The sequence below is a fragment of the Aeoliella sp. genome (assembly GCF_965227375.1).
Lineage (GTDB): Bacteria > Planctomycetota > Planctomycetia > Pirellulales > Lacipirellulaceae > Aeoliella.
Genome location: NZ_CBDDFX010000002.1, coordinates 3935261 through 3953897, shown reverse-complemented (window position 1 = coordinate 3953897; position 18637 = coordinate 3935261). Strand labels below are relative to the sequence as shown.

General features: G+C 60.8%; 9 protein-coding genes. 8 read left to right on the top strand and 1 reads right to left on the bottom strand.

The genetic code is table 11. From position 1 onward, the window contains the following. Positions 1-4: 4 nt before the first annotated feature. The gene (locus ACQK2L_RS28505) at positions 5-2965 is read right to left on the bottom strand and encodes a DNA translocase FtsK (RefSeq protein WP_425400445.1); all 2961 of its coding nucleotides are present in this window, start codon (positions 2963-2965) and stop codon (positions 5-7) included. Positions 2966-3308: 343 nt separating this feature from the next. On the opposite strand from ACQK2L_RS28505, the gene ACQK2L_RS28500 reads away from it, so the two are divergent. From ACQK2L_RS28500 to ACQK2L_RS28465, 8 genes are all read left to right on the top strand, one after another. Further along, on the top strand, positions 3309-3827 hold the full coding sequence (locus ACQK2L_RS28500; protein WP_425400444.1) for a sigma-70 family RNA polymerase sigma factor: 519 nt from the start codon (positions 3309-3311) through the stop codon (positions 3825-3827). Continuing rightward, positions 3824-5380, top strand: coding sequence for a hypothetical protein (locus ACQK2L_RS28495; RefSeq protein WP_425400443.1), 1557 nt, complete (start codon positions 3824-3826; stop codon positions 5378-5380). Before ACQK2L_RS28500 ends, ACQK2L_RS28495 begins: the two co-directional genes overlap by 4 nt. Positions 5381-5509: 129 nt before the next feature. After that, complete coding sequence (locus ACQK2L_RS28490) at positions 5510-9628, top strand: beta strand repeat-containing protein (protein ID WP_425400442.1); 4119 nt, start codon at positions 5510-5512, stop codon at positions 9626-9628. A gap of 50 nt (positions 9629-9678) precedes the next feature. Next, a complete protein-coding gene (locus ACQK2L_RS28485; RefSeq protein ID WP_425400441.1) occupies positions 9679-10485 on the top strand; it encodes a hypothetical protein in 807 nt (268 codons plus the stop codon). Positions 10486-10620: 135 nt separating this feature from the next. Then, complete coding sequence (locus tag ACQK2L_RS28480; RefSeq protein WP_425400440.1) at positions 10621-11658, top strand: DUF1559 domain-containing protein; 1038 nt, start codon at positions 10621-10623, stop codon at positions 11656-11658. 30 nt (positions 11659-11688) lie between these two features. After that, positions 11689-12123 carry a hypothetical protein gene (locus ACQK2L_RS28475; protein WP_425400439.1) on the top strand — a complete coding sequence of 145 codons (435 nt, stop codon included), beginning with the start codon at positions 11689-11691 and terminating at the stop codon, positions 12121-12123. Positions 12124-12171: 48 nt separating this feature from the next. Continuing rightward, positions 12172-16038, top strand: coding sequence for a BNR-4 repeat-containing protein (locus ACQK2L_RS28470; RefSeq protein ID WP_425400438.1), 3867 nt, complete (start codon positions 12172-12174; stop codon positions 16036-16038). Beyond that, positions 16035-18581 carry a PSD1 and planctomycete cytochrome C domain-containing protein gene (locus ACQK2L_RS28465; protein ID WP_425400437.1) on the top strand — a complete coding sequence of 849 codons (2547 nt, stop codon included), beginning with the start codon at positions 16035-16037 and terminating at the stop codon, positions 18579-18581. Before ACQK2L_RS28470 ends, ACQK2L_RS28465 begins: the two co-directional genes overlap by 4 nt. Positions 18582-18637 lie beyond the last annotated feature (56 nt).

Sequence of the window (18637 nt, the reverse complement as noted above, 5' to 3'; positions counted from 1 at the left end):
GGCGTCAAGCTACGGTTTCGCGCTCGTCTTCCTCTGTTTCTTCCGCTTCGTCCCATTCCTCATCGGTTTCATCTTCTTCGTCCCACACGCCGTCTTCGCCGTAAGACTCGTCGTACTCCTCTTCTTCCTCGTACTCTTCTTCGGCCTCGGCATCCGGTTCGTATTCTTCGTCGTCCTCGCCCTCGTCTTCGTAGGCTTCTTCCTCGTAAGATTCTTCTTCGTAGGCCTCTTCGTACTCTTCCTCGTCTTCTTCGGCTTCAGCCGAATCGGAATCCTCTGGCATTTCGTCGACGTCGGAGTCTTCCCACGGTGCGGATTCGTCGGCTTCTTCCTCGTCCGGTTCCGATTGATAGGCGATGCGGTTCGAGCGTTTGGGCTTGGGCTCTTCCAGCAGCGTGGTCGGTGGAGGAGCGGTTGTGTCGCCGCTTGGAGGCTCGCCGCCGCCTTCGCCGTCGCGCATGGCTTCCCACTCGGCGATGGTGATCGTCACTTCCCGCGCCTGCGAACCGTTGTACTGGCCGACGATGCCGTCTTCGGCCATGAAGTCGATCAACCGTGCCGCGCGGCCATAGCCAATGCCGAGCGCGCGTTGCAGCAACGACACGCTGCCGCGACCCTCGCGCACTACCACTTCGATGGCCGCTTCGTACAGCTCGTCGCGGTTCTTCAAGCTGCCCGCGGTGGCCTCGACTTCTTCCTTAGTCTTGAGCTGCATCAGCTCGCCGGCGAACTGCGGTTCGTCGGTGCCGACGAAGTCGACCACGCGGGTGATCTCGTCGTCGGAAAGGAATGTGCCTTGGCCGCGCAACAGCATGCTCGTGCCGGGCGAGAGGAACAGCATGTCGCCGTTGCCCAATAGCTTGTCGGCGCCCATTTCGTCGAGCACTACGCGACTGTCGGTGCGGCTGGCGACCTGGAAGGCGATCCGCGCGGGCAGGTTGCTCTTGATCAAGCCAGTGATCACGTCGACGGTCGGCTTCTGCGTGGCGAGAATCAGGTGGATGCCAACCGCGCGGCTCTTTTGCGCGAGACGAATAATGTGCTGCTCGACGTCCTTGCCGGCGGTCATCATGAGGTCGGCCATCTCGTCGGCCACAATCACGATGAACGGCAACTGTTTGGGGACCTCTTCCCACTCCGCCTCGCTGGCCGGTTGAATGCGCTCGCGCAGCTCCTCCTCGCCTAGCTGGTTGTAGACGCTCACATGCCGCACACCCGCCTTGGCCAGCAAGGCGTAGCGTTCTTCCATTTTGTCGACCGCCCAGGCCAGGATAGCCTCGGCCTTCTTCATGTCGGTGACCACCGGATGCATCAGGTGCGGCAGCTTGCGGTAGCCGGATAGTTCGACCATTTTCGGGTCGATCATCAGCATCCGCACTTCGTCGGGTCCGCGCGTCATCAGCATTGACGCAATGATCGAGTTCAAGCAGACGCTCTTGCCCGTACCGGTCCGTCCGGCGATCAACAAGTGGGGCAGCGCCGCCAGGTCGACCGTCATCGAATTACCCGCGACGTCCTTGCCCAGGTAGATGGGAATCTTCATCCGCGCGGCTTTGCCGTTGGTCTCTTCGATCACTTCGCGGAGGCGGACCAACTGGCGTTGCTCGTTGGGCACTTCGATGCCCACCGTATTCTTGCCGGGGATAGGAGCGACGATGCGCACACTCGGCACCCGTAGGGCAATGGCCAGATCGTCGGCCAGGCCGGTGATCTTCGAGAGCCGCAGCCCTGCTTCGAGTTGCACCTCGTACTGAGCGATGACCGGACCGGTTTCGATCTCGACCACGCGGACGTTGAAGCCGAAGTTCTTGAACGTTCGCTCGAGCACCTTGGCTTTGCGGCGAACCTCTTTTTCGTGCTCCTCGTACGAGACGTCCTCGGCTGGATCGAGCAATTCGATCGAAGGCAATTCGTAGTCCGCCGACGGGGCGCCATCGTGGTCCGCGGCTTCGAGTTGCTCGATGATCTCCTCGCGCTCACTGCGCGGCTTTGGCTTTTTGAAGCGGGGAGCCGACTCCGCCTGCGCGGGTTCGGCGGCGGGAGCTTCCTCTTCTTCCGCTGCTTCGGCCGCAGGTTCCGGTTCGTCCGCGTCTTCTTCACCAGTGAAAGCGGCCGTGAGCCGTTTCGCCATGCGACCCAAGGTGCTCTTGGTGGCCGTTTCGGCGGCTTTTTGCTCTTCTTCTGCCACCTCGTCGGCCGTCTTGCCGCCCGGCGTGCGGACGGTCAACTCCGAGTCGTCCTCGTCGTCCTCCTCTTCGTAGTCTTCTTCCCACGCTTCGTCGTCTTCGTATTCATACTCGTCCGACTCGTACTCTTCTTCTTCCTCCCCGCCGCCCAGGTCGATCGGCTGTTCAACATCGGTCTTGGGCCGGCGACTGGTCGTAGCGCGGCCCAAGTTTACCAAGCCTCGCCCCGAGACCTTCGTGGTTGCCGCAGCGAGTTGGAATACCAGGTAGTCGGTCGACAGCAGCAACCCAGCCGCCAACACACTCAGGGCGAAGATCAACGAGCCCGCGTGGGCGAAGTTCGCTTCCAACCACGCCCGGCCCATCGCGCCCAGGTATCCGCCGGCTCCGATCATCGGGCCGGGCGTCCAGCGGGGCATCAGAAGCGCCGCGAGTGTGCAAATGCCAAGCATTGCCAAGCCCCAACCCACCAGGCGTAACGTCGGTTGGCTGATCTTCCGCTGCATGAGCAGAAACACGGTCAGCACAGCGAGCGTACCCAGCGCGACATACGCACCAATGCCCAACGCCTGCAGTAGGTGATGCGACAACACCGCGCCCAACCGCCCACACGCGTTGTGGGTTGCCTCGGGCAGGGGATAGACCATGCCGGCGGAGGAGTTGGTGAGCGCGACCGGGTCGGCGCGATCGTAAGTAAATAGCGACAGGCCGGTCAGCACCGTAATGGCGGCCAGCAGCAGCGCAGCTATGTCCAATTGGCGATTGCGGTTTTTGAACATCAACCGTGGACCGACGAACGAGGGGAGGGGATAGTAACAGTCATGCGCGCGCCGGTCCCTCAGCGCTCAGAGCATCCAGTCATCGGATACATCGTCCCGCCATTGGGTTCGCGATGAGAATCGCCGCAGCCGACGCTAACAATTCCGTCGCCGGCAGAATGCTTAAAACACGTATACCGGTTACAACAGCGGCAACCGGCTGCATCCGAGTCTGTGCCTTGCCGCCGGTCCGCCAGGGCGATTCGGAGTTTTTTGAGAATTTCCTGGGGCAATTCTGTGGGTAGCCGTCATTTATACTGGCACCCAAGTCCAAGGCTCTTCAACAGCACCCCTATAACTCCCCGTGAATTCAGAAGCATTTTTGGAGCTGCTGGCCCGACACGAAGCCCAGATTATGGGGCTTCTGTGGTCCATTTCGCCGTCGGGCGACGTGGCCGAGGACCTGTTTCAGCAAACCGTGCTCACCATGTGGCAGAAGGCGGGCCAATACGAGCCGGGCACCAATTTCGCGGCCTGGGCGTGTTCGATTGCGAAGCTCAAGGCCTTGGAGCATGCGCGGAGCCGTAAGAGGCTGTTATTCGACAACGACGTGGTCGCGCAGTTGGCCGACGAACATGGATCGGACGACACCGAAGTGTTGCTCGCCCGCCGCCGCGCACTGGTGGGATGCTTGGATAGGTTGCGCGACGAAGACCGTCAGCTGGTGGAGAAGTGCTACCAGGGCGATCGGAAGATCCGCAAGGTAGCGGAGGACGACGGGCGGTCGTCCCGCAGCGTGTACAAGACACTCGCGCGCATTCGCAAGGCGTTGTTCCGCTGTGTGCAGGCCAAGCTCCAGCAGGAAGGTCACGTCGTGTCATGAATGATCCCGCACGTCTACCCGACGGCCTTGTTGCGCTCTTCGAGAAAGCCGTTGCAGGCGAGTTGAGCGCAGCGGAGCAAAGTCGCCTCGAATCGGAATTGCGCGATAATGTTGAGGTTCGCGCAGCGTATCGCAACTATGTTGCGGTTCATGTCGAACTTGCCGGGGCGGTAAGAATGTCTCGCGCGCGACAAGTGGTTTACGAGGAAGTGCGCTCGAGAGCAGCCAGTTCGGCCGTCGACCGCGAGGTGCCCGCATCGAAGGCCATTTCGGCCCGCGGTCGAAATGGCTCGCGCCGCACGTGGTGGGCGGTGGGAATCGCGGCCATGCTGGGAGCGATCGCTTGCGTGCCGCTGCTGCACCAAGAGCAAGAAGCTCCCATGCAGTTGGGCGACTCAGGCGAGGTGACAAGGGTCTCGGTCGACCAGCCTCCCGCGCCGGTCGCCACAATCACTTCGAACACCAAGACCAAGTGGCGCGGTTCGAACCTGGCCGTAGGTCACACCATTCATGAACTCGACCAGCTCGAGTTGCAGAGCGGCGAAGCCCACATCAGTGTGGGGTATGGAGCCGAAGTAGTTGCTATGGGGCCGTGCTCGCTCACTTTTGAGTCGACGGATCGAATCAAGTTGAATCGAGGTCACTTGGCGGTGCATGTTGCCGAATGGGCCGAGGGATTCACCGTGGCCACCGAAACGATGGAAGTGGTCGACCTGGGGGCGACCTTTTCGATCCGCGCCGCTACGAAGGATGGCGACGAAGCGCGCGTTCTGGATGGATTGGTGCGTGTGCATCCGAAGGTGTCGGGCGAGCAGTCGCAGCGCGGTTTGCTGCTCACCAAGGGCGAGTCGATCACCGTCGATCGACAAGGTCACAGCACTTCTAGTCGCATTGCCCCCAGTCATCTTCCGAAGTTCCCGGGCCTTACCGACATCACTCCTTATCGTCCGGTGAACCTGTGCAACACGGGAATCGGCTTGTCGGTAGGCGACGAAGACCAGAACTGGCGAATCGTAGCGGGGCCCGAAGGATTTGGGTCGCCGCAGTACGCCACTGTTGTCAAACCACACTATCGCTACCTGCCCAACGATCGCAACAACTCTCAGTGGGTTTCGATCGCGAACTGGAAAAAGGCGCAAGTCGACGCGACTTACACGTTTCGAACTACCTTCGATCTGACCGGTTTCGACCTTGTCACGATCAAGCTTTTCGGACGCTTTCTGGCCGACAACGGCGTGCAGGAGGTTCGCGTTAACGGTGTGGCCGTGAACGTCGAAGCGTGGGTCGACTCGGTTCATCACACGAGTTTTAACCGGAGAAAGTTCCGGTACGTTGAAGTGACGGACGAACTCGTTCAGGGAGAGAACGTCATTGAAGTTGATGTGTTCAACGCACATTATGCCTCTGAAGATAGGCTTGGGCCGAATGCAACGCATAGTCCCAACAACATGGCGTTGCGTGTCGAATGGTACGCGTTCGGTCGGCAGACCGATCTTGTCGACTCTACGCGAGAGAGCCAGCGGACGCCCAGTGCTAGCCGTACCGGCGTGTGAAGCTGAACATCGAGATTCAAGCTTCGCTTCGCCTTTTCCAGAAACAAGCGATCAGCAGCGATAGTCCCACGTACATACCGTGAATCGTACATTCAATTGCGTTTGAGTTTTGACTAGGGAGAACGATTGATGCAACTCAAGAGTCTTACTTGGCGGTTAGGGCTTTCCTCCTTCATGGCGGCCGTGACGTTCGTAACAGCCCAGGCGCAGGAAACTGTTTACTTCGACGACTTCAGCGGCGGCGCCGTGGGGTTGCACGGAACAACTCCTGATGTCTCCCTGACGGGCGGCAGCTGGACGGCGGGTGCTGGGATCCAAGCTGACGGCACGGTGCTCACTTCGCCTTCCCGCTTCACCGCGCTGCTGCCTTTTACACCTGAACCAAACTTCGTTTACTCGCTCTCCGCCGATATCGTCACTGCAAACACCGCCAGCAACAACTGGTTGGCGATAGGCTTCGCCGAGAACTCGCCCGCAAACCTCGACGAGCGGTTTATTTCCAATGGCGCCAACCCCCATCTCTGGATGATCTCTCGAGCGGGGATGTCTACCAGCAACGATTCCTCCTTCTTGGGGCCGGGTACCGGTGGGGGCGCCGACTCTTCGACTATAAGTTCCGATCATGTCGTGATGACACTCGACACAACGGGCCTGGAGTGGGAGTGGAGCATTGACTATGGCGGCGACGGAGTGGACCGAACCGAGTCCCTAGCAGCGGCCCCGCCAATCAACTTCGTGGCGCTTTCAAACACCGGCATTGGGGGAAACTTCGACAACCTCCTACTGACCCGATTGGCGGTGCCTCTCAAAGAATGGGATATCGATGGCGGCGGAAGCTACAACACTGCTACCAACTGGACGGACGATACGCTTCCCATCAGCGGCGATCGCGTGTTGTTCGGTACCGCGCTTGTCACTTCGGACTCTGCCGTTGTCACGATCGACTCCCCGGTGACCTTGGAGGAGATTCGGTTCGCGAATAACAATTCGTACACCCTTGCGGGCCCTTCGACGCTCACCCTCAGTGGCTCAGCTGCAGTTGCCCCGATTCAAGGATCGCACACGATCTCGGCCCAGATCGTGGGATCGAATGGGCTCAACAAATTAGGCGGCGGCACCGTTACACTCTCCAACACCTCGAATAGCTACACCGGCAATACCAACATCGCCACCGGCGTACTGGAGATCGCCTCGCTGGGCGCCATCAATCAGTCCTCCGGGTTGGTTGACGTTGCCGCGGGAGCGACGTTCCGCTTCACGGGCGATGGGGCAGGGGGCGGCGCGTCCGGCACGCTTACCGAAGAGATTACTGGTGCGGGCACCATTGCCCTGGCTGGCGTCGATCCGAACACTCCCGGCTCTCCCGGTCTCACGACCGAAGTGGTCACGGCCGCTACGGCCAATCCAGGTTTCACGGGTACTGTGCAGGTCGATGGTGGCACTCTGGCCGTGGCCAACGCGCAAGCCTTGGGCACCTCCGATGGCACTGCAGCCACCGGAACGACAGTGGCCGGAGGACTCTCCGAAGGTACGCTGCAGCTATCCAGTACCACGGTTGCCGACGAGCGGCTGAGCCTTTCCGGCCGTCAACCGGAGAACGCTACACCACACCTCAGCGGAACCGGCACGAGCAGTTGGGGCGGCGACATCGTTGGTTCTCCGGGCGGAGATCGTTACGTCGTTGAGTCGCAGGCGGGAGGAAACCTGACACTCTCAGGTGATATCATGCTGCCAGATTCCTCTGAGCGATTCCTGGTTCTCACCGGCCAGGGCAACGGCACCATCACAGGACAGATCGTCGACCGGACGATTGCTGCTGGCGATGGCGCCGAGAACGCATCGACTTCCGTCATCAAACGCGGCGCTGGCACCTGGACCATCGCCACCACTCCGCCCGCGGAGGATCCCGGTGTATCGACGGCCAGCGATGCCTACCACCAACTGCGAACCATTATCGAAGATGGAACGCTCGCCGTGCAGTCCACAGGGGGGACTGCCGGCGAGCTATTCAGCCGCACGATTGAGGTGCAGAGCGGTGGGACGTTCGACATCAGCTCGTTTTCTAACTACAGCCTGCAGATTCTCGAAGATCCGGATATGACCCTATCCACCGGCGACGAGGTGGGGCAGGAACTAACGGGAGCTGGAAACATCAACGTAGGGGGATCCCTGAACGCGTTCGACGATTCCACCATCTCGCCTGGCGATAGCGTGGGCACGTTGACACTCAGCGGCGACTTCAGCTACTCCACCGCAGCCAACACACCCGCAGGGGCGTGGAACTTTGAGTTGGGCGACACCACCAGCGCAGGTGATAGCGACCGCTTCCGTGTCGAAGGCACCGCCACGATCAACGCCAGTACCGCCAGCAACATCATCCAGGTGAACATTCGCCCGGTGGAAGGCACGTTGGCGGGCGCGCCGTACACGTTGATTCAGGCCGACTCGCTCAGTCTGTCGGGCGCGGCTGGCAACGGAACTTACGCCGAAACCGTGTTCGACGCTCAGGGCAACGACATTACCGCGGGACTTCGCCAAACGGTCGCTGTCACGAACTCAGGCAACAACGTGGTGCTCAGTGTGACGGGTAGTTCCGCCAACCTGCAGTGGCAAGGCACCGCCGGCAGCGCCTGGGACGTGAAGACGACCAGCAACTGGAGCGGTACTGGCGGACCCCAGTTTAGTCAGTTGGATCACGTTACCTTCGGCAACGTGGCCAACAAGAATGTCACGGTCGATACCAACGTGGCGCCCGGCAGCGTGACCTTCGACGGGGGTGCCGGTTCGACCTACACGGTGACCGGTTCGGGTGGCATGACGGGTTACGGCCCGGTCAGCGTGAACTCTGGCACCGTACAGCTCCAGAACTCGGGCAACGACTACGCCGGATCCACCACCGTGGCTAGCGGCGCGCGACTAGAAATGAACACCGCCAGCACCGGCGGGATGGTGGTCAATGGAACGCTCTCCGTCGGCGGCACCGGCGTGGCGACCGGCGGTGCTCAGACGTTCTTCGCCGACGACTTCAGCGGCGCTGGCGGACCGCTCAACGACACTACCCCAGACACGACAACCGCTGGGACCAAGTGGGTCGCCTCCTCGACGTTTAGCGATGACGGCAATGTTGGCACAGCAGGTTCCGGTGCTTCGGCAACGCTGGCCTTCACGCCCATCGACGGTTCGACCTACGTGCTGGAGACGAGCTTGTCTGGTTTGACAGGCGACAGCGACTGGATTGGCGCCGGTTTCGCCAACGGTCAGAGCACCGGTACGAATACCGCGAGCAGGTTCCTCTCCGGCGACGTGATTGGCATGGCGTGGGCAATGATGCGTGGCGACGCATCGTCCGACGATAACCAGGCGTTCCTCGGCGACCTTGCTGTTGCTGGAAACAGCGGCCTGGCAAGCACCACTTCGTGGGTCAACGGTACCAACCAGAGTGGCGGCGACGTCGACATTCGCATCACGCTCGACACCACGGGTGGAGCTGGCACTTGGACGGCCACGATGGAAGCGGACTTTGGCTCAGGATTCCAGACGATTCGGGCGGCCGAGGTCCTATTGGACGAGTCGATCAACTCGGTCGGCATCCCGGCCTCGCGACCTTCGGATACCACCGGCGTCATCGAGTCGTTCTCGCTCACTGGCGTGGAACCTGCCGAGAGCCGCTACGACGGGCAGACGATCAGCATCGACGGCGACCTGGTGATGGACGGTAGCGCCGCGCTGGAGTTCGATATCGCACTGTTTGGCCAGGATTTCATCGACGTATCGGGCAGCGCTACGCTGGATGGCACGATCGACGTCACCAAGCTCGGCAGCTTCACTCCGGCAGGAGGCGCGCAATACACGCTGCTCTCGGCAGCTGGAGGCATCACCGACCTGGGCGTGAACTTCAACCTGCCGGCCAACTTCTCCGCGTCGATCGTCGACATGACCGATCTGGTTATCTCGTTCGGAATGCAAGGCGACTTCAATGGCGATGGCATTGTGAATCTCGCCGACTACGTGGTGTGGCGCAACAACCTTGGCGCCGCGGACGAGTCGGTCTTGATGAACAACGGCGACGGCATGGGAGGAGTCGACTCGGGCGACTACGACCTGTGGAAGGCCAACTTCGGCGCTGGACTTCCAGGGGCTGTTGCAACCAGCGCTCAAACCACGGTGCCCGAGCCAGCCTCGCTGGTTTGCTTGCTGGCCGGCTGCGTGGTTGGACTGGCTTACCGACGACATCTGCAGAGACGCTGATCCTTTGGATTCCTTTTCGCTGTTTTTTGATTTCTGGGAGGTACTGACTAATGAGATGTTTGCGACCACTACTGTTGATCGCGGCCGTAGCACTGATGCTAACGCCTTCGATCCAAGCCGCCGTTGTGTTCTATGACGACTTCGACGGAGACGGACTCAGCGGACTCAACGGCACCACGCCCGACATTTCGACTACCGGCGCCATGTGGGAAGCGGGTCCTGGCTTCTTGAACGACGGAACCGCCAGCGGCGACACCGGCTCGCAGGCCGCCCACCTCGACCTTGCGCTGGAAGAGGGCAAGATGTACATCGCCGAAGCCACCCTGCTGAACGACCAGCGGGACTGGATTGGATTCGGCTTCTTTGTGCGAGACATCACATTCTGGACGACCAGTTCGAGTGGCAACGCTAGACATAGCAGCGGTGACGCTTTCGATCGAGCCGGTGGCGCTATTTGGATGCTCACGCGTAACCATTCCTCGGCAAACGACCAAGAGGGCTTTAAGGGGGCTGGTACCAGTACTCCGCAATCGTGGAATGGCGATGTGGTCGATCCAACCGAACCCATCGACATGAAGGTGATTCTCGACAACAGGGGCGACAAGACCGTTGGATCCTATTACCTGAACGGTACGCTCATGAGCACCACCACGTTTGGCAGTCTCATCCTGAAACCCGTGGGCATTAACGATGGCAATCCCGGCGGCGGTATCGGGTTTAGCCACACGTCGGACAGCGATGACCTCGGTGGTGTGTTGAGAAGTTTCAAACTAACGGTTGTGCCCGAGCCCTCGTCCATCGCCTTGGGAGTAATGGGCGTCGCCGGGCTGTTGGTCGTCGTAGGACGACGCGTTTGATCTGGGCAGCTTGAAGGGGGCGGACCGGCTGCGGGTGTTGCTTGCCGGCCGCTCCCTTCAACAACCCTTTGCGTGCACTCCGTTGCACACTTGGGCTACGAAGGTAACCGACGAGAAAGGATAGGAATCGGCAAGATGAAAACCAAGCGGAACGGTTTTACGTTGGTCGAATTGCTGGTGGTGATTGCCATCATCGGCATCCTCGTGGCCCTGCTGCTGCCCGCTGTTCAGGCCGCCCGCGAAGCGGCGCGTCGGATGCAGTGTGGTAACAATCTAAAGCAACTTGCGCTGGCTGCGCTGAACTACGAGGGCACCTACGGAGAGTTCCCGGCAGCTCGCCTTGGTTGTGATGGAACGGTTAGTCGCTGTGCCAGTATGAAGCAAACCAGCAGCATTTCTGATGTCGACATGCGCACCCATGGAGCTAGCGTTTTTGTGCAACTGCTGCCTTACATCGAGCAACAAGCGTTGTTCGACAGCTTCGACATTCAAAACAAGACCATTTGGAATAACGACGACTGGAAGGGATGGTACTCCGATCCCGAAGTGCTTGCCGCGATCGCCACGCCGCTGGACGAGATGACATGTGCAAGCGACGGGGAACGTCAAACCTATTCGGAGTATGTTCACGGCCACACGTCTCCCGCGGTGCTTCGTGCCGCCACCAGCAGCTACGCCGCGGTGGCTGGCGATGTGGGCCCGCCCGGAGGAACCGATCCACTCTATCCCAATCGAAGAGACGCCAAGGGGAACGCTTTTGATTGGAAGTTCAACAACAACGGTGTGTTCTTCTATTACCGTCGCATCAAGGTCCGCGAGATCACCGATGGCTTGACGAACACCATGTTCTTTGGCGAGACGATTGATGGTCATTTGATCTCGAACAACAACATCTGGTCCAACGGCAATCGCTGCAATTCGTCGATGCGAATGACCTACACGCCGCTGAACACGATTCCCGGCGATGTGGTGGTCGGATCGAGCGGCGTTGTCACGCCTGGCTCGCATGGAGGCTTCAACAGCCGCCACCCGGGAGGAGCCAATTTCGCCCTGGGCGACGGTAGCGTGGAGTTCGTGACCGACGACATCGCCGATACGCTGTATCGCTCGCGGTCCACACGCTCGAACCTCGCCGACGACTACGTGATCCCCTCCGGCCCCGGCCCTCGCTAACTGCCATTGCGAAATTGTTTACCTGAGTCCATGTATAAGCATTCTTCGTTGTCGATCGTACTCGCCTGCACCGCGTTTGCGTGTGTTGGATGTAACAACCAGCATCCGAACATCGTTCCCGTGTCCGGCATCGTGACCATCGATGGCGAGCCGCTGTCGGTCGGTCAAGTCCGAGTGCTCGCTGCCGAGCATCGTCCTGCGATTGGAAAGATCAACGAAGACGGCACTTTCACGTTGAGCTGCTTCGAGCTGGGCGACGGAGCCCCCGTGGGGACGCACTTAGCGACCGTAACCGCAGCGGAGCAACTCAGCGAGACGTCGAGCCGCTGGTACGCTCCCAAGAAGTACTCCAGCAACGCCACCTCCGAGCTGTGGGTCACCATCGAAGGCCCCACCGACGACCTCACCATTGAACTCACCTGGGACGGCAGCGGGCAATCTGGTCCGTTTGTCGACAAGTACTGAGCGCCTACCCACCTGCCCCAGTACACAACTCCTGGGTTTTGAATCTCGATGAATACGATCAACGTCTCACAATCACGGTACGCATTCTGGCTGTTGACGCCGCTCGCGCAGGTCTCGCTCTGGGCCGGTGTCGCGCAGTCGCAGCCGGCGCCGCTGGGCTTTGTTCAACAGGTGCCGATCACCGACAACAATGCGGCGACTAATGAACTGGGCCGCGACCGGGTGTCGATAAACTCCACCCCGTTCAAGAACCAGTCGGTCATCACCGTGGGCAACTACCAGTTCACGCCCTACTACCGCGACGATGGCCGGCTGCTGATCGCCCGCCGCGACTTGACCGATGTCACCAACACGTGGGACATCCGCGCGACGCAGTTCACCTCGTTCAACATCAACGATGCCCACAACGTGCCGTCGTTTGGCATCGATGGCGACGGCTACCTGCACATTTCGTGGGGCATGCACAACAACAACCTGCTGTACACCAAGTCGACCACGCCGGTCACCAGCGGAGGCCCCATGGCATTCGTCGGCGACACGGTTGGCAACAGCGCGGCCATCAACACGATGACTGGCTCGCACGAAACCTCGGTTACCTACCCCAACTTCTACAGCATACCGGGCACCGACAATCTGCTTTTCAACTACCGCACTGGCAGCTCCGGCAACGGCATTTATCGCATCTCGCACTATGACACGTCGACCGACACCTGGTCGTTCACCGACGAGGAATGGATCGAGCGCACCGACTCGCGGGGACATACTTACAACGCCTACCCCCACAACCTGAGCTACGACTCCAGCGGTGGCCTGCACGCCAGTTGGACCTTTCGATACAACGGCAGCTCGCCCACCGGCCACACGGGCTATCAGACCAACCACAACCTGATGTACGCGTACTCGCCCGACAACGGAGTCACCTGGTATCGCGACATCCAAGGCACTATTCCCTACACCGGCGTGATCGACGATCTGACCGCCGAGGTGGCCGTGCCCATTCCCGAGGGCAGCAGCCTGATCAACACCGGCATTCAAGCCATCGACACGCACGGGCGGCCTGCCATCGCCACCTGGTGGGCGCCGCGGGCGCAAGATCCCACGCCCGACCACCGCCGGCAGTACATGTTCGTCGGCCACGACGGTACCGACTGGTTCACCTCGCAGTTGGGACATCGATTGACCGACAACCCGAATTCCGCCGTGCCTGAGAGCCAGCTCGGAATCAACCACATGGGCCGGCCGCAACTGGTGTTCGACGACTATAACCGGGCGTATGTGATCTTCAAGGACGCCGACCGCGGTGGTGTTGTCACGGTGGCCTACAGCCAAGCGGAGTCGCGTGACGATTGGGAGTTTATCGATCTGACCGACACCAACCTCGGATACTATGAGCCGACGATCGATCTGGCACTCTGGGAGAGCAGCCGCCAGTTGCACGTGTTGGTGCAGACCATCGACGGCAGCAGCGGCAACGGTGGCAGCCAGATGTCGATCCTCGAATGGGATGCAGCGGCCGCCATGGGACGCGTTCTCAAGTGGACCGGCCAGAACAGCGCTACATGGGACGCTTCGACGGTGAACTTCGCTGACCTCGGTACGCCCGATAGCTTTGCCGCCTTCGACAATGTCACGTTCGACGATAGTTCAGCCCAAACCGAGGTTCACTTTCCCGCAGCAGTGAACGTTGGCAAGGTGGTGGTCGACTCGACGCAGACCTACATGTTCTCCGGTCCTGGATCGCTAACGTCCGGAAGTCTATCGGTGGTGGGTGGAGGAACCTTGGTGCTGGCCACCTCGGGCAACACCTATGCCGGCCCCACGCGCGTTTCCAATGCAACACTCGAGATCACCGGCGACTCCACGGCGATGACCAGTACCATCATTGCCGCCGACGGAGGCACCGTGGTGATGGACGCCACCAACGCCGATACGATGGCCAGCCAGTTTGAAGTCTGGCCCACCGGGCTGCTGCAAATCGGCACGCCCACTTCGACGGGCAATGTGTTCCCCACCGCGCCCTCCGGCATCTACAACGACGGACGGGTGCGGGTGCTGCAGAACGCCATGCTGCAGAACGTCTCCGGCGCAGGGCGATTGGAATTGGCAGCGGCCACGACCACGCTCTCAGCCAACGCATCGTTCGACGGAGTGATCTCCATTGAGTCCGGCGCTGTGGGCGTGGCAACCGATCCAAGTGGGCTGGGGTCCACCAATGCCAGAGTTCGCATTGCCGATGGAGGGCGACTGGAAGTCGCCACCGCCGGCACCTTGCCCCCGTCACTGGAACTCGCCGGCGATGGGGGAGGCTCCGGTGCGTTGAGTATTCAGGACGGCCATGAAGTTACCGTGAATGGAACGGTAACGCTGCTGGCTACCTCCGCCGTAAACGTCGCATCCGGCGCGTCGGCGACCTTCAGCGTTCCCGTGTCAGGCACCGGTGGCATCATCAAGCAGGGACCGGGGGTGATGCGATTGGCCGGCGCCAACACCTACGTGGGGCCAACGGTGGTTCGTGATGGAACGCTCGTCGTGGACTCCGTAACCGGCATCAGAGATACAACTATCGAGTCGGGCGGCGTGCTCGAAACCGGCGGCACTCTCCGCGGCAACTTGGTGACCGAGAGCGGCGCGACTGTTCGCGTCGTTCCCTACGCTGGCGCCCAACTGGGCACCGTATACGAGGAACGCTTTACCGGCAGTAACGCCGAACCACTCAACGGCCGCGCGCCCGATACGGTCTCCAGCGGGGCTACCTGGGTGGCGCACTCCAGCATAACCAGCGACGGAGTCGGCATCAGCATCGGCGGCGGCTCGTCGGCTACATTGCCCCAAACCATTGAGGACGGCTTTCGCTACGTGCTCGACGCAGCGTTTCAGAACGCGTCCGGCGACAACGACTGGTTTGCGCTGGGCTTCTTGGAAGACGTCATGTCGGGCGGCACCGGCAACGCCAATCGGTTCATCTCGGAGCCCACGGCCGCGAAAGCTTGGATGCTGTTCCGTGGTGATAACTCTTCCGATCCTAACCAGGTGCTACTTGGCAGCGCTACGAGCGGCACCGCGTCGAGTGCGTCCTGGCCGACCTTAAACAACAGCGGCGGCGACATCCACATGCGGGTGGTGCTCGACACCACAGGCGGCAGCGGCAACTACACGGCTGAGTTCTTCGCTAAGCTGCCATCCGACATCGACTACACCCCGTTGGCCGGCCCGCTGAACCTGATCAGCGAAGACATCAGCGCGGTAGGGTTCGCGGTGTCGAGCAACGACGTAGTCGGCGACATCGACTATTTCCGCTTGGTTGTCGATGCGGATACACCTCAAGATCCGCTGGCGATGACCATCGAAGGCGACTTCACGCTCGCAGCGGGGGCGACACTCGAACTCGATCTGTTCAGTGTCAACGAGTACGAACGAGTTCACGTCGACGGATCGATCTACGCGGCCGGCACAATTGCCGTGCAACTCGACGGAGCTGCAGAGTCGCTTTCGTCGGGCGACGAGTTCGACCTGCTTGACTTCGACGGGCTGTTCGGAGACATGGAGTCGCTGATCCTGCCGGCTCTCTCTGAGGGTTTGGTATGGGACAACTCCCTGTTTCTTTCCGATGGAGTGCTGTCGGTCACTACGGGATTGTCGGGCGACTTTAATGGCGACAATATGGTCAATCTCGCTGACTACACTGTGTGGCGAAACACCCTGGGTTCCACCGGCGCCGGATTGGCTGCCGATGCCAACGGCGATCTTCACGTCAACCAGCTGGACTACCTTGCTTGGAAGTCGCAGTTCGGCGAGACCTTGTCGGTCGAGACGTTCACAGGCGCAAACGTCCCCGAGCCCTCCACACTCACCGCAGGAGCGCTGATGTGCCTCTGTTTGCTCGCACCACGACTCGCCCGCAGGGAGTTTCGATGAAGTTCTTCCGCACCATCGGCCACGCGACCTTGATCGCGATGTGCTCCATGCCATGGCTCGCGCAGTCGGTCTTGGGCAAGGAGATCGAGTTCAACCGCGACATTCGCCCCATCCTTTCCGGCGCATGCTTTCACTGCCACGGTGCGGATGAAGCGCATCGCGAAGCGGACTTGCGGCTCGACGATCGCAGCGATGCCGTGAAAGACCTGGGAGGCTACTCGGCCATCGTGCCTGGCGATCCGGACGCCAGCGAATTGCTGCTGCGTATCGAGACAGACGATGAGGCCCTGCAGATGCCTCCAGCGGATAGCGGCAAGACGATCACGCCCCAGCAGCGTGCCCTCTTGCGACAGTGGATTGCACAAGGCGCCGAATACCAGCAGCACTGGGCGTTCGTTCCACCCGCCGAGCCTGCCGTGCCAGCCACAGAAGGCGACTCGCCCGCAACACCAATCGACCGCTTCATCAGCGCCGAATTGGCAGAGCATGCACTAACTGCGTCCCCAAGAGCGGACAAGCGGACATTGATTCGCCGCGTGACGCTGGATCTTACCGGGCTGCCACCCACGCCCGACGAAGTGCGGCAGTTCCTTGCGGACGACTCGCCCGATGCCTACGAGCGCGTGGTAGATCGTCTGCTGGCTTCGACGGCTAGTGCCGAGCGGCTGGCGCAAGAGTGGCTTGATGTCGCGCGGTACGCGGACACCAATGGGTTCTCGATCGACGATCACCGCGACATGTGGGCGTGGCGCGACTGGGTGATTCGCGCGATGGCCGACAACATGCCGTACGATCGGTTTATCACCGAGCAACTCGCCGGCGACCTGCTGCCCAATGCCACCGAGTCGCAGCGGATCGCCACGGGCTTCTTGCGGAACAACATGAACACGCACGAGGGTGGCACGATCGCCGAAGAGTATCAAATGATCTACACGGTGGATCGCGTCGACACCGTGGCGACCGCCTTCCTTGGACTCACGCTGAGATGCAGCCAATGCCACGATCACAAGTACGACCCGATCTCTCAACGCGATTTCTACCAGTTCTACGCGTTGTTTGATCGCTGTAGCGAACCCGGCAAGGGAGCCAAGAACGGAAACACACGCCCGATCATCGAAGTCGATCCGCCGTTCATTCAAGCCGAGCAACTCGAGCAACAACGACGTCGTCGCGAGGCAGCCCTGCTACACAGCCATGAACACTTGCCCACGGGCTTGCAGGTAGAGAATGACCAATCCGAAGAGCAACTGCTGAGCCAGGCCTTGGCTGCAGGTGAGTCCGACGCCAAACAACGCAGCTTGGCGGACGCACTGCAAACACCGCCCGCGGACCGCACGCCCGAGCAGCGCCAAGCGGTGAACAAGGCGGTGGAGGCCAAATGCGACGCGGTGTCGGACTATCGACGAAGCATCGAGATGGAGCTGAAGATCGTCCGCAAGGCGCTGGAGCGCGGCAAGACTTCGGTGATGGTCATGGACAACAGAGCGGCGAAACGAGTGACTCACATACGCATTCGCGGTCAGTACGACCAGCTCGGCGAAGCCGTGGAACCGAGTGTGCTGGAGTTCTTGCTTCCGGCAGAGTCCGACGAGCGCGCCGATCGTCGAACGCTCGCCGAGTGGCTGACTTCGCCCGAGCATCCTCTCACTGCGCGGGTGGCGGTGAATCGTTACTGGCAGATGCTGTTCGGCGTGGGACTCGTGGAGACGGCCGAGGACTTTGGCATGCAAGGGGCGTATCCGTCGCATCCCGAACTGCTTGACTGGCTGGCGCGAGATTTCACGTCGCACGGTTGGGACCTGCGACGTTTGCTGAAACAACTTGTCATGTCCGACACCTATTGCCAGTCGTCGCGCGTCGACAGTGAACTCTTGGCGACCGATCCGAAGAATCGACTCCTCGCCCGATCCTCGCGGCGACGACTGCCTGCCGAGTCGATTCGCGACAACGCTTTGGCGATCAGCGGGCTGCTAGACCGCCTGGCGGGGGGGCCTAGCGTTTATCCTCCGCAGCCGGATGGATTGTGGAAAGAGGTCAGCCACTACGGTCACCCTACAGTGTTCACCGCCCAGGCGTTTTACCCAAGTGCCGCCGACCAGCAGTATCGCCGCAGCATGTACACGTTCTGGAAGCGGTCGTCGCCTCCACCAATGCTCACTGCATTCGACGCTCCCAGCCGCGAAACCTGCACCGTGCGGCGGCAAGAAACCAACACACCGCTACAAGCGTTTGTGCTGCTGAACGATCCGCAATTCGTCGCCGCGGCCGAAAGCTTCGCTAAGCGAATTCTTCGCGAGGCGGACGATTCGACCGAGGCTCGGCTGGAACTGGCGTTTCAGTTGGCCGTATCGCGACCACCCACGAGCGACGAGCAGCAGATCCTGTCCACGAGGCTTGAGCGTCTGAAATCACAACACGTCGCCCAATCGCAGACCGCGCGGTTCGTGTCGTCGCCTGCCAGTCCTGCCGACCGCGAACTCTCGGCCTGGACCATTGTGGCGAGCATCATTTTGAATCTCGACGAAGTTATCACCAGGAATTGACCGTGACCGCGCAACCTCGAAACTCATTGCCGAGCGACCCTGCTTTGCTAGCGGAA